18 protein-coding genes and 2 tRNA genes are annotated in these 21,550 nt (G+C 68.3%); 7 read left to right on the top strand and 13 right to left on the bottom strand.

Annotated elements, in window-relative coordinates; all coding sequences use genetic code 11:
• Positions 1–35: 35 nt before the first annotated feature.
• On the bottom strand, positions 36–3,245 hold the full coding sequence (gene icmF / locus ACWF99_RS12770) for a fused isobutyryl-CoA mutase/GTPase IcmF (RefSeq protein ID WP_452536006.1): 3,210 nt from the start codon (positions 3,243–3,245) through the stop codon (positions 36–38).
• 135 nt (positions 3,246–3,380) lie between these two features.
• Between icmF and ACWF99_RS12765 the strand changes: the two genes are divergently transcribed.
• Positions 3,381–4,340 carry a DUF2157 domain-containing protein gene (locus ACWF99_RS12765; RefSeq protein ID WP_452536005.1) on the top strand — a complete coding sequence of 320 codons (960 nt, stop codon included), beginning with the start codon at positions 3,381–3,383 and terminating at the stop codon, positions 4,338–4,340.
• Between the two features lie 32 nt (positions 4,341–4,372).
• Here ACWF99_RS12765 and ACWF99_RS12760 read toward each other — a convergent pair whose 3' ends face one another.
• A complete protein-coding gene (locus ACWF99_RS12760) occupies positions 4,373–4,924 on the bottom strand; it encodes a hypothetical protein (protein ID WP_378635724.1) in 552 nt (183 codons plus the stop codon).
• Between the two features lie 140 nt (positions 4,925–5,064).
• Between ACWF99_RS12760 and ACWF99_RS12755 the strand changes: the two genes are divergently transcribed.
• Positions 5,065–5,859, top strand: coding sequence for an enoyl-CoA hydratase (locus tag ACWF99_RS12755; protein WP_378635726.1), 795 nt, complete (start codon positions 5,065–5,067; stop codon positions 5,857–5,859).
• Here the strand turns inward: ACWF99_RS12755 and ACWF99_RS12750 are convergent.
• The 8 genes from ACWF99_RS12750 to ACWF99_RS12715 form a co-directional block, all read right to left on the bottom strand.
• Positions 5,856–6,908, bottom strand: a complete 1,053-nt coding sequence (locus tag ACWF99_RS12750; RefSeq protein WP_378635728.1) for a hypothetical protein — start codon at positions 6,906–6,908, stop codon at positions 5,856–5,858. The two genes, ACWF99_RS12755 and ACWF99_RS12750, sit on opposite strands and share 4 nt — an antisense overlap.
• 25 nt (positions 6,909–6,933) lie before the next feature.
• Positions 6,934–7,521, bottom strand: coding sequence for a MarR family winged helix-turn-helix transcriptional regulator (locus ACWF99_RS12745; protein WP_378663174.1), 588 nt, complete (start codon positions 7,519–7,521; stop codon positions 6,934–6,936).
• 38 nt (positions 7,522–7,559) lie between these two features.
• A tRNA-Cys gene (locus ACWF99_RS12740) sits at positions 7,560–7,631 on the bottom strand.
• Positions 7,632–7,696: 65 nt separating this feature from the next.
• Positions 7,697–8,755, bottom strand: a complete 1,059-nt coding sequence (locus tag ACWF99_RS12735; protein WP_452536004.1) for an ABC transporter ATP-binding protein — start codon at positions 8,753–8,755, stop codon at positions 7,697–7,699.
• On the bottom strand, positions 8,752–10,305 hold the full coding sequence (locus ACWF99_RS12730; protein ID WP_452536003.1) for an ABC transporter permease: 1,554 nt from the start codon (positions 10,303–10,305) through the stop codon (positions 8,752–8,754). The genes ACWF99_RS12735 and ACWF99_RS12730 overlap by 4 nt, the downstream gene beginning before the upstream one ends.
• Positions 10,306–11,328, bottom strand: a complete 1,023-nt coding sequence (locus ACWF99_RS12725; protein ID WP_452536002.1) for an iron ABC transporter substrate-binding protein — start codon at positions 11,326–11,328, stop codon at positions 10,306–10,308. It lies immediately after the preceding gene.
• Positions 11,329–11,421: 93 nt separating this feature from the next.
• Complete coding sequence (locus tag ACWF99_RS12720) at positions 11,422–12,777, bottom strand: metallophosphoesterase (RefSeq protein WP_452536001.1); 1,356 nt, start codon at positions 12,775–12,777, stop codon at positions 11,422–11,424.
• 57 nt (positions 12,778–12,834) lie between these two features.
• Positions 12,835–13,461, bottom strand: coding sequence for an Rv0361 family membrane protein (locus ACWF99_RS12715; protein WP_378635744.1), 627 nt, complete (start codon positions 13,459–13,461; stop codon positions 12,835–12,837).
• A 157-nt stretch (positions 13,462–13,618) separates the two neighbouring features.
• Between ACWF99_RS12715 and ACWF99_RS12710 the strand changes: the two genes are divergently transcribed.
• Positions 13,619–14,014, top strand: a complete 396-nt coding sequence (locus ACWF99_RS12710) for an antibiotic biosynthesis monooxygenase family protein (RefSeq protein ID WP_452536000.1) — start codon at positions 13,619–13,621, stop codon at positions 14,012–14,014.
• A gap of 84 nt (positions 14,015–14,098) precedes the next feature.
• Here ACWF99_RS12710 and ACWF99_RS12705 read toward each other — a convergent pair.
• From ACWF99_RS12705 to ACWF99_RS12695, 3 genes are all read right to left on the bottom strand, one after another.
• Positions 14,099–14,171, bottom strand: a tRNA-Arg gene (locus tag ACWF99_RS12705).
• 113 nt (positions 14,172–14,284) lie between these two features.
• Positions 14,285–15,007, bottom strand: a complete 723-nt coding sequence (locus ACWF99_RS12700; RefSeq protein WP_452535999.1) for a DUF305 domain-containing protein — start codon at positions 15,005–15,007, stop codon at positions 14,285–14,287.
• Positions 15,007–15,894, bottom strand: coding sequence for a DUF3105 domain-containing protein (locus tag ACWF99_RS12695; protein ID WP_378635748.1), 888 nt, complete (start codon positions 15,892–15,894; stop codon positions 15,007–15,009). Before ACWF99_RS12695 ends, ACWF99_RS12700 begins: the two co-directional genes overlap by 1 nt.
• A gap of 89 nt (positions 15,895–15,983) precedes the next feature.
• On the opposite strand from ACWF99_RS12695, the gene argS reads away from it, so the two are divergent.
• Genes argS through thrC form a run of 4 tightly spaced genes read left to right on the top strand, consistent with a single transcriptional unit; the run spans position 15,984 to position 21,526 of the window.
• Positions 15,984–17,645, top strand: coding sequence for an arginine--tRNA ligase (argS, locus tag ACWF99_RS12690; protein WP_378663186.1), 1,662 nt, complete (start codon positions 15,984–15,986; stop codon positions 17,643–17,645).
• Positions 17,646–17,679: 34 nt separating this feature from the next.
• Complete coding sequence (gene lysA / locus ACWF99_RS12685; protein WP_378635753.1) at positions 17,680–19,101, top strand: diaminopimelate decarboxylase; 1,422 nt, start codon at positions 17,680–17,682, stop codon at positions 19,099–19,101.
• On the top strand, positions 19,098–20,438 hold the full coding sequence (locus tag ACWF99_RS12680) for a homoserine dehydrogenase (protein WP_358071802.1): 1,341 nt from the start codon (positions 19,098–19,100) through the stop codon (positions 20,436–20,438). Before lysA ends, ACWF99_RS12680 begins: the two co-directional genes overlap by 4 nt.
• Positions 20,435–21,526: a threonine synthase gene (thrC, locus tag ACWF99_RS12675; RefSeq protein ID WP_452535998.1), complete on the top strand. Its 1,092-nt coding sequence runs from the start codon at positions 20,435–20,437 to the stop codon at positions 21,524–21,526. The genes ACWF99_RS12680 and thrC overlap by 4 nt, the downstream gene beginning before the upstream one ends.
• Positions 21,527–21,550 lie beyond the last annotated feature (24 nt).

Genomic DNA, 21,550 nt, shown 5'->3' with positions numbered 1-21,550 from the left:
ACACGCCAACGGCGCGCCGCGACGGATTACGCGGTTCACACAGTGCGCCGATACTGTCCGCCCACCGCGAAGAAGGCATCGGTGACCTGCTGCAATGTGCACACCCGCGCCGCGTCCATGAGCACTTCGAAAATATTTCCGTCGGTGTGCGCTACCTCGGTCAGCCGCGCCAGCGCGCGATGGGATTCCTCGGCGTGATCAGCCTGGAAACTGTGCAGCCGGTCCAGCTGGGAGCGGCGTTCGGTTTCGGTGCCGCGAGCCAGTTCCAGCGGGGCGTGTTCGGGGCCGTCGTCGCGGCCGCGGAAGGTGTTCACCCCCACGATCGGCAGAGATCCGTCGTGTTTGCGCTGCTCGTAACGCATCGACTCGTCCTGGATGCGACCGCGCTGATAGCCGGTCTCCATCGCGCCGAGCACTCCGCCGCGTTCGCTGATCCGCTCGAATTCGACCAGCACGGCCTCTTCGACGAGATCGGTGAGTTCGTCGACGATGAAACTGCCCTGGAGCGGATTCTCGTTGACGGCGAGCCCCCATTCTTTGGCGATGATGAGCTGAATCGCCAGCGCGCGGCGCACCGAATCCTCGGTCGGGGTGGTCACCGCCTCGTCGAAGGCATTGGTGTGCAGGCTGTTGCAATTGTCGTAGACCGCGATCAGCGCCTGCAGGGTGGTGCGAATGTCGTTGAACTGCATTTCCTGCGCGTGTAGTGATCGACCCGAGGTCTGCACGTGGTACTTGAGTTTCTGGGCGCGTTCGCCCGCACCGTACCGGTCGCGCATCGCGATCGCCCAGATCCGGCGGGCCACCCGGCCGATCACCGTGTACTCGGGATCCATGCCATTGGAGAAGAAGAACGACAGATTCGGGGCGAAGTCGTCGATCGCCAGCCCGCGCGCGAGGTAGGTCTCCACATAGGTGAATCCGTTGGCGAGGGTGAAAGCGAGCTGGCTGATGGGATTCGCGCCTGCCTCGGCGATGTGATATCCCGAAATCGAGACCGAATAGAAGTTCCGGACGTCGTTGCGTACGAACCATTCCTGGACGTCGGCCATCATGCGCAGGCTGAATTCGGTGGAGAACAAGCAGGTGTTCTGGCCCTGGTCCTCCTTGAGGATGTCGGCCTGCACCGTGCCGCGCACGGTCGACAGCGTGCGTGCCCGGATATCGGCGGCTTCCGCCGATGTCGGTTCGCGCCCTTCGGCATCGGAGAAGCGCTGCAGCGCCTGATCGATCGCGGTGTTGAGGAAGAAGGCGAGGATGGTCGGGGCGGGGCCGTTGATGGTCATCGAGACCGAGGTGGTCGGGGCGCCGAGATCGAAACCGTCGAACAGGGTGCGCATGTCCTCGACGGTGGCCACCGAGACTCCCGAGGTGCCGACCTTGCCGTAGATGTCGGGGCGTTCGGCCGGGTCGTGGCCGTAGAGGGTGACGGAGTCGAACGCGGTGGACAGGCGGGTGGCTTCGGCATGGGCGCTGAGGACCTTGAATCGCCGGTTGGTGCGGGCCGGATCACCCTCACCCGCGAACATCCTGGCGGGGTCCTCGTTCTCGCGTTTGAACGGGAAAACGCCCGCGGTGAACGGGAATCGGCCGGGCAGGTTCTCGGCGCGCAGAAAACGCAGGAGGTCGCCGTCGTCGGTGCAGCGGGGGAGGGCCACACGGGGAATGCTGGTCCCGGACAGGGATTCGCGGCGCAGCGGCGTGCGCAGTTCGCGGTCGCGGATGCGCACCACCTGTTCGTCGCCGCGGTAGCTCGCCGCGACCGCCGGCCATTCGGCCAGTGCCGCGGTCGAGGCCGCGGAGAGGGCGGGACGGGCCTGTGTGAGCAGGTCGGTGACGGCCGTGTCGTCGGGGAGCTCGTCGTGTACCAGTGCCAGTCGTTGAATCCGTTGGGCGGCAGCGGCTTCGCGCTGGGTGTCGGCGTGGTAGCCGCGGACCGTGTCGGCGATGTCGGCCAGATACCGGACCCGTGACGGGGGCACGAGCTGGGCGAAGCGGGTGGAGACCGAGGTGTCGACGCGGGGCAGGACGCCGGGCTCGAGCGTCAGGCCGTGTTCGGTGAGCAGGCCGGTGAGGTGCTGGTACAGGGCGGTGACCCCGTCGTCGTCGAACGTCGCCGCGCTGGTGCCGAAGACTGGCATGTCAGCGGGGCTCGCGCCGAATTCCGCACGGTTGCGGATCAATTGGCGCGCCACATCGCGGACCGCGTCGGCCGCGCCACGGCGCTCGTACTTGTTGATCGCGACGACATCGGCGTAGTCGAGCATGTCGATCTTCTCGAGCTGGGACGCGGCGCCGAACTCCGGCGTCATCACATACAGCGCCACGTCCACGTGGTCGACGATGCCCGCGTCGCCCTGTCCGATGCCGGGGGTCTCGAGGATGACCAGGTCGTGACCGGCGGCCCGGCAGGCGGCGATCATGGCGTCGATATCGTCGGGCAGTTCGTGATTGCCGCGGGTGGCCAGTGACCGGAAATACACGTGATCGCCGTCGAGGGCGTTCATCCGGATCCGGTCACCGAGCAGGGCGCCGCCGGCTCGCCTGCGGGTCGGGTCCACCGCGAGCACGGCGATGCGCAGCTTGTCCTGCTGGTCGGTGCGGAGCCTGCGCACCAATTCATCGGTGAGGGAGGACTTTCCGGACCCGCCGGTGCCGGTGATGCCGAGCACGGGAACACGCCGTGTGGTCGCGGCCGCGAGGATCGCCGCCCGATCGGATTCGGGCAGCGAGCCCTGCTGCAGGCAGGTGATGGTGCGCGCCAGGGCGTTTCGATCGCCGGTGTAGAGCGCGTCGAGATCGGGGGCGGTGCGCGCGGGGTCGACATCGCAGAGCTGGATCAGTTCGTTGATCATGCCCGGCAGGCCGAGGCGCTGGCCGTCCTCGGGGGAGAAGATCCGCACGCCGCTCGCCGCGAGCCGCTCGATCTCCTCGGCGACGATCACCCCGCCGCCACCGCCGAAGATCCGCACCTCACCGGCGCCCGCCTCGCGCAGTGCCCGCGCCAGGTATTCGAAGAACTCGATGTGCCCACCCTGATACGAGCTCACCGCGACGCCCTGCACGTCTTCCTCGATCACCGCGTCGACGATCTCGCGTACCGACCGGTTGTGCCCGAGATGGATCACCTCGGCGCCCTGTGCCTGCAGAATCCGCCGCATGATGTTGATCGCCGCGTCGTGCCCGTCGAACAGTGCCGCCGAGGTCACGAAGCGCACGGGATTCACCGGAACATGCAGGCTCATGACTGCCTCCGCCATTGATAGATCGCCCGATACTAGGACATCAAAGTAATTCTACTGTGAACCGCGTCACTTGGCCGCGAAACGCCCCGCCCGGCTTGCGGCGGAATCATCACCGCAGGTCGACATACTCGACGGATGGTTCGCGAGCACCGGGTGGATGTGGCGTTGGAGCGACTGGTGGCGTCCGCGGTGATCAGTGGGGAGCAGCGGGGAGCGGTGCTACGGGCGGTCGACGAGCAGGAGCGGGCCGGGCGCGCGAGCGGGGGACGGGTGGCCGCCGAGATCGTGGCGTACCTGGGGGCCGCGCTGGTGGCCGCGGGTTTGGGGCTGTTCATCGACAAGGCGTGGGCGCAGGTGGCGCAATCGGGGCGGGTGGTGTTGCTGGTGGTGGTCGCCGGGTGCGCGATGTGGGGAGCGGTGGTACTGGCCGAAGGATGTGTGGGCGTGTTCCGCCGGGTGCCGATCGCGTCGGCGGGGCGGGTGCGGCTGGCGGCGGTGCTGCTCGTGCTGGCGGCGGTGGCGGTGACCGGTGCGGTGGCGACGGCGTTCGACGGGCATCATGGCGACGCGACGGCCGTCGCGGCCTCGATCGCGGGACTGTTCACCGCCGTTCTCGGATATCTGCTGGTGCCGAGCGTGCTCGGAACGGTCGCGGTGGCCTGCTTCGGTGTCGCGAGCATTCTGAGCGTCACCTCGGAGCTGTTCGATGTCCGGTCGCCGTGGCAGGGGATCGCGCTGATGGCATTCGGTGCGCTGTGGTTCGGACTCGCGTCGGCTCGCCTGCTGGTGGCCGAATGGGCCGGATATGTCCTCGGCGGGGTGATCGCGGTGATCGGGGCGCAATCGGTGACGTTCGGCGAATCGCTGTGGCGGCCCTGCCTGACCGCGCTGATCGGGGTGCTCTGCTTCGTGCTGTACGTGCTGCGCCGCGACGCCGTGCTGGTGCTCGGCGGGGCGGCGGGGATCGCGATCGCGGTCGTGCAGGTGGTGGCCGACTACACCGCTGGTGGGCCGGTCGTCGCCTGCGTGGTGTTGGGGATCGGCGCGCTGGTGCTCACCGCGGGGGTGGTGGTCGTGGTCGGCAAGCAGCGATGACCTGCGGTGGGCCTCGGGCGGGTCGGTTCAGGTCAGCGGATCAGGGTGGTTTCCTGGGCGCGGATCGTGCGGAAGAATCGGGGACCCACATCGGCGCCGTCGTGGTTGTAGCTGTCGATGATCTCGGCGAGTTCGTCGGCGAGCCGGCGCAGGTCCTCGGTGGCGGTGATGCGGTCGAATTCGTCGGGTTCCCAGCCCCACGCGGGGGGTATGTCGGTGATGGTGACGACGATCTGGTCGGCGAACGGGGTCGTCACGGCCACGGTGAGCTCGGCGGGAGCCGCGGCGAGGGGGCTGTGGACGGTGACCTCGCCGGGCGCGCCCGCGGCGACGAAAGTGCGGGCGAAGGCGATGTCCTCGCGGACCGATTCCACGATCGAGGCGGTGCTCGCGTGCCTGCCCGCACGGTGGTGCCGCGAACCGTAGACGCGGTCCGGCGCGGCGCCCGAAGCAGTGTGGTCCGCGGCTTTTCGGAGCAATCGGTCCAGCATCCGCTCCGCGGTGGCGCGCTCGCCCGCGCCGGTGTTCTCGTGGTCGATCAGTGCGCGCAGGCGGGTGATCCGCACGAAGTGGTCGCTGCCCATGGCGACGATTGTGCCGCAAATCGGGCGCGGTGGAATGCGTCACAGACGGCGTGCCACAGTTCAGATCCAGGTCACTGCAGAGCGGCGCGGCTCGGTATGGTCTGCACCATCCGTGACCGTTGATTGACAAGAGGGTGGCTGTGACCGAATTCGAGACGATTCTGCTGGAGCGCAAGGGCGGCACCGACGGTAAGGGCGGGGTCGGCTGGATCACCCTGAACCGGCCCAAGGCACTCAATGCTCTCAATGCCCAGGTCCTCGACGACGTCATCGCCGCGCTCGACGAGCTCGACCGCGATGATTCCATCGGCGCCGTCGTGATCACCGGCTCGGCGAAGGCCTTCGCGGCGGGCGCCGACATCAAGGAGATGGCGCCCAAGTCGTACATGGACATGTTCCTGGCCGACTATTTCGCCCGCTGGGACCGCCTGGCCAACTTCCGCAAGCCCACCATCGCCGCCGTCTCCGGGTACGCGCTCGGTGGCGGCTGTGAGCTGGCGATGCTGTGCGACATCCTGATCGCAGCCGACAACGCCAAGTTCGGCCAGCCCGAGATCACCCTCGGCGTCATCCCCGGCATCGGCGGCTCGCAGCGTCTCACCCGCGCGATCGGCAAGGCCAAGGCGATGGATCTGATCCTGACCGGCCGGATGATCGGTGCCGAGGAAGCCGAGCGCTCCGGGCTCGTCTCGCGGGTCGTGCCCGCCGACGAACTGCTCGACACCGCGCTGGAGGCCGCGCAGACCATCGCGTCGATGTCGCTGCCGGTCGCGATGGTCGCCAAGGAAGCGGTGAACCGCTCGTTCGAGAGCACGCTCGCCGAGGGGCTGCTGTTCGAACGCCGGGTGTTCCATTCGCTGTTCGCGACCGAGGATCAGAAGGAAGGCATGGCCGCCTTCGTCGAGAAGCGGCCGCCGAACTTCACCAACCGCTAGTTCGGTTTCCAGCGCGGCGCACCGTCGATGAAGTGCGCGGTACTCGGCGCGGTGCCCTGTTCAGGGGACCGCGCCGAGGGGTTGTCGTTGCTGAGCAGGCCGGCGACCGTGCCACCGAGGGTGGCCGTCACCGCGACCGCCGCGAGAAGTTTTCGGCGACCCTGGCGCGGCGGCACTCCGATGACCCCCGCACCTCCACGCGGCATCCGTAACCGCGCCGAGGGGCGACGGGCGCACAGCAGCACCGCGCCGCGCGCCGAAACATATTCCGGCTCAGGGTCGTACACGATCGGCAGGCCGATCAGCCGGGCCAGATCCGCGCGCATGCTCGGGTTGCGGGTGCAGCCGCCCAGTAGTGCCAGCGCTCCCGGCTGCACCCCGGTCTCCTCGATCAGCAGGCGCACGAACGACGCCGAATGATGCAGTCCCGCTTCGCAGAGAGCGGCCAGATCGCTGCGGGTGAGCACGGCACGGCCGCCGGTGTCGGCATCGGCGGCGGTGACAACTCTGGTGCGGCTCAACGATTCCCGATGTTCGCGGCTGGCGTGCGCGTCGGCCGAGACGCCACTGCGCGCGAGTTGCCGGCGCAGCAGCGCGTCGTAGCCGTTGCCGCTGATGACGGTGCTGCGTTTGCCCGCGAGGATGGTTTCGGTACGGCAATCGGCGTGGGTGATGGTCAAACCGGAATTGCCCAGGTCGTAGAGCATCACCGAGTCGGTGGCGGGCAGCAGGCCGCTGAAACGCAGATAGCGTAACTGGGCCAGTGGTTCGTCGACGATCGCGAAGTCGGCCTGGCCCGCTGCCGCTCTGATCGCATCGGCCTGTAACTCGCTGCGGCAGGTGACCGCGGTGCCGGAAATGTACTCGTCGCGTTCGGCGGCCGCGGCGCGCATGCGATGGATCGCGGTGAGTACCGATTCCTCCACCGATCCGCCCGCCCGGCGCGGTACGTGGATCCGGTCGATGGGCGGCATGTGGGGCTGATCGGAATGGGTCAGCAGCGCACGGGCTCCACCCGCGCCCGCCGACACCCCGAGGATCAGCACCATGCGCTACATCGTGAACCTTTTCGGGCTAGCTGCCAAGGGGATCGGCAGAAGATTCTCCGGTCGATTGCCAGGTCGCGTGGAATGCGAGGTTTTCCGGGTCGTCGACCTCGAAATCGCCCGCGTCGTGACGGAATTGTGCCAGCAGTCGTAACAGGTCGCGGCCCTGGTCGGCGGGCAGGCCGGGTTCGGCGAACACCTCAGCGTTCAGTGCCGCCGTGGCTTCGGCCACGGATTTCCTTCCCGCGCTGGTGATTTCGATGAGAGTTGCCCGTCGGTCACTGGGGTGCGGGACGCGGACCACCAGCCCCGCGGCTTCGAGCCGATCGACGGTATTGGTCACGCTCGTCGGATGCACCTGCAGACGCGCACTCGCCTTGGCCATCGGCAGCGCGCCGGTGCGGCTGAAACTGAGCAGCTGCAGGAGTTCGTAGCGGGAGAACGTCAGCCCGGACGGTTTGAGCGCCTCGTCGACGCGCGCCATCACGATCTGCTGCGCCCGAACCAGCGAGGTCACCAGGGCCATCCCATCGGCGACCGACTCCCAGCCGTGGGCGACCCACTGCCGGTAAGCCTCGGCGATAGGGTCCTGGGAAAGCGGTCTGGGCCGTGACATGAAAACGATCATTCCACGACCCAGCCGCTTTCCCACAGAGCGAGCGGCGGGAATTGAACCCGCGTTAACGGCTTTGCAGACCGTTGCCTAAACCACTCAGCCACGCCCGCCTCGCCATTGATAGTGCCGTGCTCCGGCGTTCGCGGCGAGGGTTGGGATCAGCGTGATCACAATGTCAGTAGGCGACGGCGGGGCCGTGGACGGTGAGGCGGACGCGGTTGCCGGTCGCGGGTGCGTCGATGCCGGTGCGGCGGACGCGGACGGTGCCCGCGCCCTCGGCGAGGTCGATGGTGACGATCACGTCGGGGCCACGGAAGTCGACGGCGGTGACGTGACCGGAATGCGGTTCGTCGTCGGCGATCACCTGGGCGGCGAGCTGTTCGGGGCGGATCATCAGGGTCACTTCGCCGGTGGGGGCGCCCGGCTGCACCGGGACGGGCCCCAGGACCGACTTGGCGGTGTCGGCTTCACAGAGGGCGTCGAGGAGCACGCAGTCCCCGAGGAAGCGGGCGGTGAACAGGTCGGCGGGCCGGTGGTAGACCTGCTGCGGCGGCCCGACCTGGGTGAACCGCCCCGCGCGCATGACGGCGACCTGCTCGGCGAAGCTGAGCGCTTCCTCCTGATCGTGGGTGACCAGGATGCTGGTCATGCCCGCGGCGCGCAGCGTGTCGGCCACGGCCTGGCGGGTGGTGGCGCGCAGGCCCGTGTCGAGGGCACTGAACGGCTCGTCGAGCAGCATGAGATCCGGTTTGCGGGCGAGTGCGCGGGCCAGGGCGACACGCTGTTGCTGGCCACCGGAGAGTTGATGGGGTTTGCGGTCGGCGTAGTCGGGGTCGAGGGAGACCATGGCCAGGAGTTCGATGACACGGGGGCGGTCGCGGTGTGGGCGCAGGCGGTCGACGGCGCCGCGCAGCCCGGTGTGCAGGCCGTAGGCGATATTGTCGGCGACGCTCAGGTGCGGGAACAGGGCGCCGTCCTGGGCCACGTAACCGATTCTCCTGCGCTGCGGCGGTACACAAATATCTTGGTGGACAACAGTGTCCGAGCCGAGCCGCACCGAACCTGTATCCGGGCCCTCGAATCCGGCGATCACCCGCAGCAAGGTGGTCTTGCCGCAGCCCGACGCGCCGACCACCGCCGTTGCCGTGCCGTTCGGTACGTCGAGGTCGATGTGATCGAGCACCGTGGTGCCACCGAAACTCTTCGAAACCCCTTCGACAACAAGCCGACTCATATCCCGGCCGCCTTTCGTGACTGGGTGAACAGCAGATAGGTCACCGGGACGGCGGCGATGATCATGATCAACGCGTACGGCGCCGCGGCCGCGTAATCGAGTTCGCCCGACTTCGCCCAGAACTGCATGGCCAGGGTGCGTGTGCCGGTGGGCGCCAGCAGTAGCGTCGCGGTGAGTTCTGTTGATACCGCGACGAAGACGAGTGCGGCGGCCGACGCGGCGGCAGGCGCCGTCATCCGCAGGGTGACCCGGAAGAAGGTGGTCGAGGCCGATTCGCCCAGCGACCGCGACACCTCTTCGAGGCCGACCGGGACCTGCGCCAGTCCGGCTCGCACGCTCACCAGCGCACGGGGCAGGAACATCAGCGCGTAGGCGATCACCACCAGCGACACCGTCTGGTACAGCGGCGGTGTCCAGCGAATGGTGACGGTCACCAGGGCGAGCGCGATCACGATGCCGGGCAGCGAACTGGTGATGTAGTTGGCGCCCTCGATCAGCCGGGCGAACGCGCTCGTCGAACGCACCGCGATCCAGGCGACGGGGAACGCGCACAGCGTGGTGACCAGCGCGGCCGCGGCCGCAAGGCCGATCGTCTGGCTCAGCGCCGCACCGATTTCCACGGAATCCCACACCGCCGAACCACCCAGCCACAGCCAGCGCCCGATCGTCCACAGCGGCACGCCGAGCGACCCGGCAACCACCGCCACGAGTACCCCGAACAATGGCACCCGCAGCCCACCCAACGCGATCGGCCGCGCCGCCCGCGCCGCACCACCACCCAGCCGGGCGTAGCGCGCGTCGCCGCGCAGCAGCGACTCACCACCGAGCAGCGCCAGACAGCACAGCACCAGCACCCCCGCGAGCATGCTGCCCGCCGGTCCGGCGAAACTGCTCTGGTACTGCTCGAAGATCGCCGTGGTGAAGGTGTCGAACCGCAACATCACGAACGCGCCGTATTCGGCGAGCAGATGCAGGCCGATCAGCAGGCCGCCGCCGAGAATCGCTAATCGCAACTGCGGCAGCGTAATTCGCCAGAACACCGCTACCGGCCCCGAGCCCAGCGCGCGCGCCGATTCCTCGATCGCCGGATCGAGTCGGCGCAGCGTGGCCGCGACCGGCAGGTACACCAGCGGAAAATACGACATCGTCGCCACGATCACCGCGGCCGACAGCCCGTGCATCGACGGGAAAACGCTCACCCATCCATAACTGTTGACGAACGCGGGCACCGCGAGCGGGGCGACCAGCACCGGCCCCCACCACGCCCGTCCCGGCACATCGGTGCGCTCGACGAGCCAGGCCGACCCGATGCCGAGCACCACGCAGACCGGCACCGTGCACACCACCAGCAGTGCCGTGTTCGTCAGCAGCTCGCCTACCCGGGGTCGGAACACCAGCGCGGCAGCCTCGCTCAGCCCGGTGTCGAACAGCACCGAGACGATATAGCCCAGCGGCACGAACGTCGCCGCCGTGAGTACCAGCGCGACGAGCGTGCTGAACACCCCGGGCCGACCGACCCGGGGTGCCGACCGCACGAGGGTGGTGCGCACCTAGAGCAGCCCGGCCTCGGTCATCAGCTGGGTGACCTTCTTCGCGTCGAGCTTGCTCGGGTCGATCGCCGGCGCCTGCAGGTCGGCCAGCGGGGGCAGCGCGGGGTTCGCGGCGACATCGCTCGCCACCGGGTACTCCATCGAATCGCCGTCGCGCAGCACCTCCTGGCCCTTCTTCGCGGTGATGAAGGCCAGGAACTTCTGCGCGGACTCCTGCTTCTTGCTCGACTTCAGCACCCCGCCACCCGACACGCTGACGAAGGCGCCGGGGTCCTGGTTCTTGAAGTAGTGCAGCGCCGTGTTCGCGCTGCCCTCCTTGGTCTTGGCCTGGTCGCGGTACCAGTAGTAGTGGTAGATCACGCCGCCGTCGGGATTGCCCGCGTTGACCGCCTTCATGGTCGCGACATTGTTCTGCAGGCTGGTCGCGTTGGCCTTCATGCCGCGCAGCCAGGCACGAGTGACGTCCTCGCCCTTCAGGGCGAGCAAACCGGCCACGATCGCCTGGAAGTCGGCGCCGGACGTGCCCGCCGCCCATCGGCCCTGCCACTGCGGCTGCGCGAGATCCAGCAGCGAGGCGGGCAGCCCCGCAGTGTTGAGCTTGTCCTTGTTGTAGACGAAAACCGTTGCGCGAGCGGCGACTCCGGTCCACTTGCCGGTCGACGGACGGTACCGTTCCGGCACCTGGTCGAGGGTGGCCTTGTCGACATCGGCGAACAGGCCCGCGTTCTCCACCAGCGCCATGGCCGGGGAGTTCTCGGTGAGGAAGGCATCGGCGGGGGAGTTGGCGCCCTCGGCGACGAGCTGATTGCCCAGCGCGGTGTCACCACCCTGCCTCAGAGTGACCTTGATGCCGGTCTCCTCGGTGAACGCCGCGACCCACTCCTTGGTGAGCGACTCGTGCTGGGCGTTGTAGACGGTGATCGCGTCGGCGCTGCCCGAGGAGGAGGAGCAGCCGCTCAGGCCGAGTGTCGCCACGGCGACCGCCATCAGTCCGGCCAGAGGTTTCCAACTGCGCGAGGTCATTCGCGTCCTTCCACCAAGGGTCCCCATCCTATGATGAGGCTTGCCTAAGGAAGATACCCCGCGTGACATGCGCGGATGCGGACGACCGGCGAATCAGAGTCCGGAGAGATCCCGGGTGACGGCGTGATTGCGGTCCTCGATCGTGCCGAGGAGATAGTCCGGTGCGGTGCCGAAATACTGGCCGCGAGTCAGGCTGCTCCAGCGGCGGGCATCCTCGGATCGGGTCTTGTGGAAGTTCACCCGGTAGCCACCCTCGTAGACGTGGAGCAGGCAGTAACCACCCGGATACTCCTTCACCGCACCGACTTCCAGGAATTCCACCGCGCAGGGCAGGTCGGGCCGGGTGCGCCTGGTTCGGTGGGTGTGACCGCTGTGGTGCAGGAACACGCCCGGCGACCGCTGGTAGAGGCGCTGTAGTTCGAGGGCGACCGCGCGGTCGAGAATGAAGCCGGGGCCGCCGATATTGGTGAAGCCCGCCTCGGCGGTGACGGGGTGGTGGCCGAACACGATGGTCGGCCGGTCCGGGTCGGCGCGCAGCGTTTCGGTGAGGGCGTCGAGTTGCGGGCGGTCCACGGTGCCGCCCGCGGCATCCGGGGCGCTGGTGTCGAGGCCGAGGATGCGCAGGTCACCGAGGTGGTGCTCGGTCAATTGCTGCCGGGGCAGGAAGTGATCGCCCCAGCAGTCGGCGCAGTCGGGATAGTCGTGCGGGCGGTCGTGGTTGCCGCGGGCGACCAGGTAATCGGTGCCGAGAGTCCCCCATGTGTCCAGATGTGCTCGGACAGAACGTGATTCGTCGACGGTGGCCTCGTTCGTGAGGTCGCCGGCCAACAGCAGGAGCGAGGCGTCGCGGGCGCTGATATCAGCGAGGAGGCCGTCGAGCATGAACCGTGGATAGGGCGGGTCACTCTGGTATCCGGGTGGGAAACCGGCGATCACGATGCCGCTCACCGTTTCGCCGTAGTGCACGTCGTTGGCCAGGGCGATGGTGTGTAGCAGGCGTCCGGGAGGTGGTGTGAGCGTGGTGAATTCGCCACGCGCTTCGGGAGCGCCGGGTGCCGCCGTGGTGAGCGTCGGGGCGGGGAGCGCGCGAATTCCGTTGGACAGGGCCTGGAATCGGTACGGGCGGCCGGGCTCGAGGTCGTCGATCTCGGCGTGATGGAACGGGGTTCTGGAGTCGTCGTGGTAGACGGTGACCGGCTCGCGGGGCGAATCCGCCGGGGCCAGGCGCACTTCGGTATCGGCGGGGACCGGGAACGGACGGCCTCCCGGATCGAGACCGAACGTGGTCCAGGTCAGCACCACGCCACGATCGGTCACGGTGACGATTTCCAGATCGAGCGCGATCAGCGGATCGACGTGCGCCCCGCCGGAACCCGGTATCGCCGCGGCGAGCGCCGCGCCCGCCGCGGCGGCCAGTACGGTTCGGCGCGACGCTCCGCAGCAGCCCATGGTGTCGAGCGTAACGGCGGCTCAGGGCGATACCGGGAGGCGTCACCGGCTGTTCGGTCAGTGTTTGTTGGCCGGTGCCGAGCAGATCTTCCAGGTGCCGTCTTCCTTGGTGAGGTGCTCCTCGGTACTCGACTCGGTATCGGGCTCCTCGCCCTCCACCGACAGCGTCAGCTGACCGGTGACCGTCGCTTTCGCGTCGTCGCCGGTGATGACGATGTCCTTGACCTCGTCGATCGTCACCTGCACCGTCGCCCGCTCGAACTGCGCCCGCTGCTCGGGGGTGAGATTGTCGATCTCCGTACGATCCGCCTGGCAGGCCAGCTGCGCGGCGGCGATGAAACCGTCGGCATCGAGTGTGTCGTAGAAGTCGCGCACCGCGACATCGATCTGCTTCTCGTCCGACGACAACGGCGTACGCCCCTGCAACGTGAGCACGACCCCCGTCACCAGCACACCGACGACCACCAACGCGACGATCCCCAACGCCACGAACAACCCGGTCCGCTTCTTCTTCGGCGCGGGCGGCGGCACGAACACATCGGGCCCACCCGGATACTCGGGCCCCGGCGGCCCCCCGGCCCCGAACCCCGCATGCGGATACCCCGGCGGCCCGGACGGCATCCCCGGATCGACGGGCGGCTGCTGACCGAAGGGAGGCTGTTGTCCCTCGGGCGGATTCGTCATGGCAACGCTCCTGATGTCATCGGGGGCGTTGACCCCCAAAACCTATGGAACCGTGCGAGATCAAACCTGAATATCGAACAAACGAGGCGAACCATAACCTTCGGGTCCAGCCCGATCTCATCCGGGGTTGGTGCCTTCGTCGAGGGAAGATGGGGCCATGACGACGTCGAGTGACGGCTTGCCCTTCGTCCGCGGAACTACTCCGCCTTACTATGCCGCGATCCTGACCACCGCTTTGTCGACGGATGCCGCAGACTTGGCTGGGTACGCCGAGGCGGCGGCGGAAATGGCAGATCTCGCAGCGCGGATCGACGGTTACCTGGGCATGGAGTTCGCTCGAGACGCGGGTTGCGGCATCACCGTGTCGTACTGGCGGGATCTGGACGCGCTACGGACCTGGCGTGACAACGTCGAGCATGTCGCAGTCCAACGCCTGGGCCGCGAACGGTTCTACCTGGGGTACCGCGCGCGGATATGCCACGTCGAACGCGAATACGAATGGACGCGCCCGGCGGAACTTGCTGCGCCCGTTCACGATGACCGCGAGTGCTGAAAAGGCAGCTCAGTGGCTGATCAGAACCTGGTCCTGGCTCGCGAACGAGAAAGGCCCCGACCAGGCGGTCGGGGCCTTCTTCGGTGCCCTCGGCAGGAATCGAACCTGCGGCCTTCTGCTCCGGAGGCAGACGCTCTATCCCCTGAGCTACGAGGGCGGGATAGATGCCGGTCGCGGTGAGGCGATCGGGCAGCGACAGCGTATCGCATCGAGTGCGGTGCGCCAAAAACTGTGCCGGACCGGGGGTTGGAGCCGGTCCGGCCGTGGTTGTCAGCTGAGGGGGAGGGGGGTGGCGTTGCGGGCGGCGAGCATGGTGGTCATCAGCTGCGATTCGCCCTCTTGGGTTTTCGACATCGTGGCGGCCAGGGTGCGGACCGCGGTGGTGTCGGCGTGCTCGGCGGCGTAGTCGAGCATCGGGACGCCGCCCTGGTGATGGCGCAGCATCAGTTGCAGGAACATCGTGTCCAGCGCGGGGCCGGTCGACTGGCGCAGCGCTGTCATCTCTTCCTGACTCGCCATACCGGGCATGGACTGCATCGGGCCCGACATCGCCGGCTCGGCGGTGGAACCGCCGTGGTGGCCGGTGTTGCCGTGGTCGTCGCTCATCCAGCCCATGTAGCCGTCGACGTTCTGGTTGGACTCGCCCCACAGCTGCAACCACGCCTGCATGCGGCCGATCTGGTTCTGCTGGGTGGTCAGGATGTCGTAGGCGAGGCGACGCACGTCGTTGTCGGTCGAGGCGATCAGCGCCACCCCGGCCATGTCGACGGCCTGAGCGTGGTGCGCCGACATGTCCTGACTGAAACCGATGTCGACCGCGCTCGGCTCCGGTTCGGCGTTCTTCTCCAGCGGCATCCGCAACAGCACGCCCGCCACCGCGCCGAGCAGCAGCAGACCGATCGCGCCGAGAACGAGCACCGCCCCGGCCGGGCGACGCGCGCTCGACTCGGGCGCGGTGTCGTCGGGTTCGACCGCGCTCTCGTCCGCGCTCACTACTGACCCGCGGGCAGGCCGCCCGGCATCGGGATGTTCGGCAGGCCGGGGATGCCCGAGCCCGTGCCGCCGCCACCGAGTTCGGTCTGGTCCTGCGTCAGGCCCTTGCCGTCCATCGGGACCGCTTCGGGACCGTAGGGCGAGGAGTCGAACGGCGGCGGGTTGTTCGCGTCGAAGATCGGGTTAGAGCAGCTCGCGCCGACCTCGGGGTAGGCGTAGGGGTTCTCGCGCAGGGCGGAGATGAACTGCTTGATCCGCGCGTCGTCGGCGTTGTCCAGCTTGAGCTGGTGTCCCCACGACTGCAGCGAGATCGCCGAGTCCAGACCCGGGTACGGCGACATCAGCGAGTACTGACGGCCCTTGACGAAGTTCGACAGCTTCTCGACACCGGCCGCGTCGACCTTGTCGGGGTTGTACGCGATCCAGACCGCGCCGTGCTCGAGCGAGTGCACCGCGTTCTCCATGCGGATCGGCTTGGCGTACACGGTGCCCGTGCAGTTCGCCCATGCGCCGTCGTGCGGGCCGCCGAAGGCGGGGGCCTTGTCGTAGGCCACGCGCTGGCTGGCGGTCACGTGCAGACCGGCCGGGTACTCCGACTTCACGACGCCGTCGATCTTCGCCGACGGGTCCTGGTTCTCCTTGGAGGGGACCCATTCCTTGAGGTCGGTCTGGGCTTCGCGGATCGCGGCCTGGTCCATGTACTTGGGCACCAGGCTGTAGGCCAGCAGCCCGATCAGCGCGACGATGGCGACGCCCGCGCCGAGCAGCACCCATGGGGTGTCGCGCTTCTTGCCCGGAAGGTTGCCCTTGCGGGTCTTGCGGGACGGAGACGACTTCCCCGCGGCCCGCACGGCCTTGGCTGATGTGGCGCTGGTCCTGCTAGGCATCGCTCGTTGTGCTCTTTCGACGTGTGGATCGGTGGGTTCGTGGCGGGCGGTCGTGGTTGCAAGGGGCCCAGCCAATAGGATAGAGACTCGTGACTCCAGCTGACCTTGCAGATCTCCTTCGTACCACCGCGGCGAAGGTGCTTGTCGAACGCGGACTGGACTCGTCGGTCCTGCCCGAGCAGGTCACAGTGGAGCGTCCGCGCAACCCCGAACACGGCGACTATGCCACGAATGTGGCCATGCAGGTGGCCAAGCGGGTCGGAACCAACCCTCGCGAGCTGGCAGGCTGGCTGGCCGAGGCGCTGTCGGCCACCGAGGGTATCGATGTGGCCGAGATCGCCGGGCCCGGCTTCCTGAACATCCGTCTCGCCGCTTCGGCGCAGGGCGCCATCGTCAGCCAGATCCTGGCCGCGGGGGAGATCTACGGCACCGGGTTCGCGCTGGCGGGTACCAAGATCAACCTCGAGTTCGTCTCCGCGAACCCGACCGGTCCGGTGCACCTGGGCGGTACCCGCTGGGCCGCCGTCGGTGACGCGCTGGGTCGCATCCTGGCCGCTCAGGGCGCCGACGTGACCCGGGAGTACTACTTCAACGACCACGGCGCGCAGATCGACCGCTTCGCGAAGTCGCTGGTCGCGTCCGCGCTGGGCGAACCGACTCCGGAGGACGGGTACGCGGGCGAGTACATCGCCGAGATCAGCGCGAGCATCGTCGCCGCGCATCCCGATGTGCTCACCCTGCCCGCCGACGAGCGGCACGAGGTGTTCCGCAGCGAGGGCGTGCAGCAGATGTTCGCCCAGATCCGCGCGGACCTGCACGAGTTCGGCACCGATTTCGACGTGTACTTCAACGAGAGCGAACTGTTCGCCTCCGGCGCCGTCGAACAGGCCGTCGAGCAGCTGAAGAACTCGGGCAACCTGTACGAGAAGGACGGTGCGTGGTGGATCGCCAGCACCGAATACGGCGACGACAAGGACCGCGTGGTCCTCAAGAGCGACGGCAACGCCGCCTACATCGCCGGTGACATCGCCTACTTCCAGAACAAGCGTGGCCGCGGCTTCGACCTGGCCATCTACATGCTCGGCGCCGACCACCACGGCTACATCGGCCGGTTGAAGGCTGCCGCCGCCGCGTTCGGCGACAATCCCGACACCGTCGAGGTGCTGATCGGGCAGATGGTGAACCTGGTGCGCGACGGCGTCGCCGTGAAGATGAGCAAGCGCGCGGGCACCGTGGTGACTCTCAACGACCTGGTCGAGCAGATCGGTGTCGACGCCTCGCGCTACTCGCTGGTGCGTTCCTCGGTGAACTCGAGCATCGACATCGACCTGGACCTGTGGACCAAGGCGAGCAGCGAGAACCCGGTCTACTACGTCCAGTACGCGCACTCGCGGACCAGCAGCATCATCGGCAATGCCGCGAAGTACCCCGAATTCGCTTCTGTCGAACCAGATTTCGCGCTGATGACCTCGGGTCGCGAAGGTGATCTGATCCGCACCCTCGGGGACTTCCCGCGCGTGGTCGCCACCGCGGCCGACACCCGCGAACCGCACCGCATCGCCCGCTACCTCGAAGAACTGGCCGGGGTCTACCACCCGTTCCAGTCCGACGACGACATGCGTGTGCTGCCCAAGGGCGACGACGCCGTCACCCCGCTCAACGCGGCTCGCCTCGAACTGGTCAAGGCGACCCGTCAGGTGCTGGCCAACGGCCTCGCCCTGCTCGGCGTGAGCGCACCGGAGCGCATGTGAACACCGGCAAGCTTTTCAGGAAGGACGCACCGCGATGAGTGCACACCCGGCCGGTCCCCGGCACGCAGAGATCCCGCACGCGCCGAGTCTGGCCGAGCGCCCGACCGACCCGAGGGAGATGATCGACCTCCCCGAGAACGTCTGGCCGCGCAATGCCTCACGCGGAGACGACGGTGTGGTCGCGCTGGCCGGCGTGCCCGTCACCGAGCTCGCCGAGCAGTACGGCACGCCGCTGTTCGTGATCGACGAGGACGACTTCCGCTCGCGCTGCCGCGACATGGTCGCCGCGTTCGGGCCGAACGCCCGCGTGCACTACGCGTCCAAGGCGTTCCTGTGTGGCGAGATCGCGCGCTGGATCCGTGACGAGGGCCTTTCCCTCGACGTGTGCTCCGGCGGCGAGCTCGCGGTCGCGCTGAACGCCGGTTTCCCGGCCGAGCGCATCGCGCTGCACGGCAACAACAAGTCGGTGCCCGAGCTCGAAGCGGCCGTCACGGCCGGTGTGGGGCACGTGGTCGTCGACTCGCTCTACGAGATCGAGCGGCTCGAAGCGGTCGCCGGTGCGGCGGGCGTGGTGCAGGACGTGCTGGTCCGCGTGACCGTCGGCGTCGAGGCACACACTCACGAGTACATCTCCACCGCGCACGAGGACCAGAAGTTCGGCTTCTCGATCGCGGGCGGCGACGCCATGGAAGCGCTCGCGCGCGTTTTCGAGGCCGACAACCTGCGTCTGGTCGGTCTGCACAGCCACATCGGCTCGCAGATCTTCGAACTCGACGGCTTCGAGATCGCCGCGCGCCGCATGCTCGGCCTGCTGCGCGAGGCCATCGACAAGTTCGGCATCGACCGCACCGCCCAGATCTCGACCCTGGATCTCGGCGGTGGTCTCGGCATTTCGTACCTGCCGAGCGACAACCCGCCGCCGCTGGGCGAATTCGCCACCAACCTGCGCGCGCTGGTCGCGGCCGAGGCCGCCCGTGCCGGGCTGCCCGAGCCGACCATCGCCGTGGAACCGGGTCGCGCCATCGCGGGTCCCGGCACCGTCACCCTGTACGAGGTCGGCACCATCAAGGATGTCGAACTCGACGGTGGCGCGCGCCGTCGCTACGTCAGCGTGGACGGCGGGATGAGCGACAATATCCGCCCCGCGCTGTATCAGGCCGACTACGATTGCCGTCTGGTCTCGCGCTCTTCGGACGCCCATGCGGTCGTCGCGCGCGTGGTCGGAAAGCATTGCGAGAGTGGCGATATCGTCATTCGTGACACGTGGATGCCCGCCGATGCGGCCCCCGGTGACCTGGTGGCCGTGGCGGCGACCGGTGCGTACTGCTACTCGATGTCGAGCCGCTACAACCTGCTCACCCGGCCCGCCGTGGTCGCGGTGCGTGACGGTGCGGCGCGACTGATTCTGCGCCGGGAAACGGTGGCGGACCTGCTCAGCCTGGAGGTGGAAGAATGAACGGCACCAAAGACGCGGGACGTCCGCTCGGCGTAGCCGTGCTCGGGATGGGCACTGTCGGCACCGAGGTGGTTCGCGTGCTGCGCGATCACGCCGATGACCTGCGTTCGCGCGTCGGAGCGCCGCTCGTGCTGCGCGGTGTCGCGGTGCGCGACATCAGCAAGGACCGCGGTCTGCCCGCCGAGCTGCTCACCACCGACGCCTCCGCGCTCGTCGCTCGCGACGACGTCGACCTGGTCGTCGAGGTCATGGGCGGCATCGACCCCGCCCGCAAACTGATCGGCGACGCCCTCAACGCGGGCAAGTCCGTCGTCACCGCCAACAAGGCGCTGCTGGCCGACTACACCGGCGAACTCGCCGCCGCCGCCGAGGGCAGCCGCGCCGACCTGTACTTCGAGGCCGCCGTCGCCGGTGCGATCCCGGTGGTCCGGCCGCTGATCCAGTCGCTGTCGGGTGACCGGGTGAACAAGGTCGTCGGCATCGTCAACGGCACCACCAACTTCATCCTCTCCGCGATGGACGAGACCGGCGCCGCCTACGACGACGTCCTCGCCGAGGCCACCGCGCTCGGCTACGCCGAGGCCGACCCCACCGCCGACGTCGAGGGCTACGACGCTGCCGCCAAGGCCGCGATCCTGGCCTCGCTGGCGTTCCACACCCGTGTGACCGCGGCCGATGTCTATCGCGAGGGCATCTCCAAGATCACCGCCGAAGACCTGGAGACCGCGTCGGCCGTCGGCTGCACGGTCAAGCTGCTCGCCATCTGCGAGCGCGTCTCGGCCGGTCCGGGCGAGCCCACGCTGGAAGAGGGCGGCAAGGATCGCGTCTCGGTGCGCGTCTACCCGGCGCTCATCCCGCGCAAGCACCCGCTGGCCTCGGTGAACGGCGCGTTCAACGCTGTCGTCGTGGAAGCCGACAACGCTGGTCGCCTGATGTTCTACGGGCAGGGTGCCGGTGGCGCCCCCACCGCGTCGGCCGTGCTCGGTGACCTGGTGATGGCCGCGCGTAACAAGTTCTACGGTGGTCGCGCGCCCGGCGAATCGGTCTATGCTGAGCTGCCGATCGCGCCGATCGGCGACACCCCCACCCGCTACCACGTGAACCTGCAGGTGGAGGACCGTCCCGGCGTGCTCGCCGCGGTCGCCGACACCTTCGCCCAGCACGGGGTGAGCATCTCGACCGTGCGTCAGCAGGGCCACGGCGACGGCGCCCGGCTCGTGGTCGTCACCCACCATGCGGTGGAGTCGTCGCTGGCAGATACTGTCGCCGTATTGGCGGACATGGAATCCGTCACCGCTGTGACCAGCGTTCTCAGATTGGAAGGCACCGAAGAATGACGAACGGCATCGCCCCCCAGACCGGCGTGCACTCGCGCTGGCCCGGTCTGATCGCTGCCTACCGCGACCGCTTGGCCGGTGCGGCCGACTGGGAGCCGGTGACCCTGTTCGAGGGCGGTACCCCGCTGGTCCCCGCGCCGCACCTGTCCGCGCTCACCGGATGCGAGGTGTATCTCAAGGTCGAAGGTGCCAACCCGACCGGTTCGTTCAAGGACCGCGGCATGACCATGGCGATGACCGACGCCAAGTACCGCGGCCAGAAGGCCGTGCTGTGCGCGTCGACCGGCAACACCTCGGCCTCGGCCGCGGCGTACGCCACCCGCGCGGGCATGGAATGCGCGGTGCTGATCCCGCAGGGCAAGATCGCGATGGGCAAGCTGGCCCAGGCCGTGATGCTCGGCGCCAAGATCATCCAGGTCGAGGGCAACTTCGACGACTGTCTCGAGCTGGCGCGCAAGGTGACCGCGGAGTTCCCGCAGGTCGGCCTCGTGAACTCGGTGAACCCGGCGCGGATCGAAGGCCAGAAGACCGCCTCGTTCGAGATCTGCGACGTCCTCGGCAAGGCGCCCGATGTGCACGTGCTTCCGGTCGGTAACGCCGGCAACATCACCGCCTACTGGCGTGGGTACCGCGAGTACTACGCCGACGGCATCACCTCGGTGCTGCCGCGCATGCTCGGCGTGCAGGCCGCCGGTGCCGCGCCACTGGTCAACGGCGCGCCGGTGAAGGACCCGGAGACCATCGCGACCGCCATCCGGATCGGCGCCCCGGCGTCGTGGAACGGTGCGATGGAAGCCAAGGAGCAGTCCGGTGGCGCGTTCCGCGCGGCCACCGACGACGAGATCCTGGCCGCCTATCGCCTCGTCGCCGCGAAGGAGGGCGTCTTCGTGGAGCCCGCGTCGGCCGCGAGCGTGGCCGGTCTGCTGGCCGCGCGCAAGGAAGGCTGGCTAAATTCGGGCCTGACCGTCGTGTGCACCGTGACCGGCAACGGTCTCAAGGACCCCGACAACGCGCTGGCCGGAATGCCCGAGGTGAAGCCGATCGCCGTCGACCCGGTCGCGATCGCCCGTGAACTCGAGCTGGCCTGAGTTGGCCGCATCCGAGCCCACGCT

Source organism: Nocardia sp. NPDC055002, from assembly GCF_053608825.1.
This window is presented reverse-complemented; position numbering and strand designations above follow the sequence as displayed.

Bases quoted from the DNA above. Each gene is read 5' to 3' on its own strand.
- icmF (WP_452536006.1), bottom strand. From the start codon at position 3,245: ATGAGCCTGCATGTTCCGGTGAATCCCGTGCGCTTCGTGACCTCGGCG.
- ACWF99_RS12765 (WP_452536005.1), top strand. From the start codon at position 3,381: ATGGTTCGCGAGCACCGGGTGGATGTGGCGTTGGAGCGACTGGTGGCG.
- ACWF99_RS12760 (WP_378635724.1), bottom strand. From the start codon at position 4,924: ATGGGCAGCGACCACTTCGTGCGGATCACCCGCCTGCGCGCACTGATC.
- ACWF99_RS12750 (WP_378635728.1), bottom strand. From the start codon at position 6,908: ATGGTGCTGATCCTCGGGGTGTCGGCGGGCGCGGGTGGAGCCCGTGCG.
- ACWF99_RS12745 (WP_378663174.1), bottom strand. From the start codon at position 7,521: ATGTCACGGCCCAGACCGCTTTCCCAGGACCCTATCGCCGAGGCTTAC.
- ACWF99_RS12735 (WP_452536004.1), bottom strand. From the start codon at position 8,755: ATGAGTCGGCTTGTTGTCGAAGGGGTTTCGAAGAGTTTCGGTGGCACC.
- ACWF99_RS12725 (WP_452536002.1), bottom strand. From the start codon at position 11,328: ATGACCTCGCGCAGTTGGAAACCTCTGGCCGGACTGATGGCGGTCGCC.
- ACWF99_RS12720 (WP_452536001.1), bottom strand. From the start codon at position 12,777: ATGGGCTGCTGCGGAGCGTCGCGCCGAACCGTACTGGCCGCCGCGGCG.
- ACWF99_RS12715 (WP_378635744.1), bottom strand. From the start codon at position 13,461: ATGACGAATCCGCCCGAGGGACAACAGCCTCCCTTCGGTCAGCAGCCG.
- ACWF99_RS12710 (WP_452536000.1), top strand. From the start codon at position 13,619: ATGACGACGTCGAGTGACGGCTTGCCCTTCGTCCGCGGAACTACTCCG.
- ACWF99_RS12695 (WP_378635748.1), bottom strand. From the start codon at position 15,894: ATGCCTAGCAGGACCAGCGCCACATCAGCCAAGGCCGTGCGGGCCGCG.
- lysA (WP_378635753.1), top strand. From the start codon at position 17,680: ATGAGTGCACACCCGGCCGGTCCCCGGCACGCAGAGATCCCGCACGCG.
- ACWF99_RS12680 (WP_358071802.1), top strand. From the start codon at position 19,098: ATGAACGGCACCAAAGACGCGGGACGTCCGCTCGGCGTAGCCGTGCTC.
- thrC (WP_452535998.1), top strand. From the start codon at position 20,435: ATGACGAACGGCATCGCCCCCCAGACCGGCGTGCACTCGCGCTGGCCC.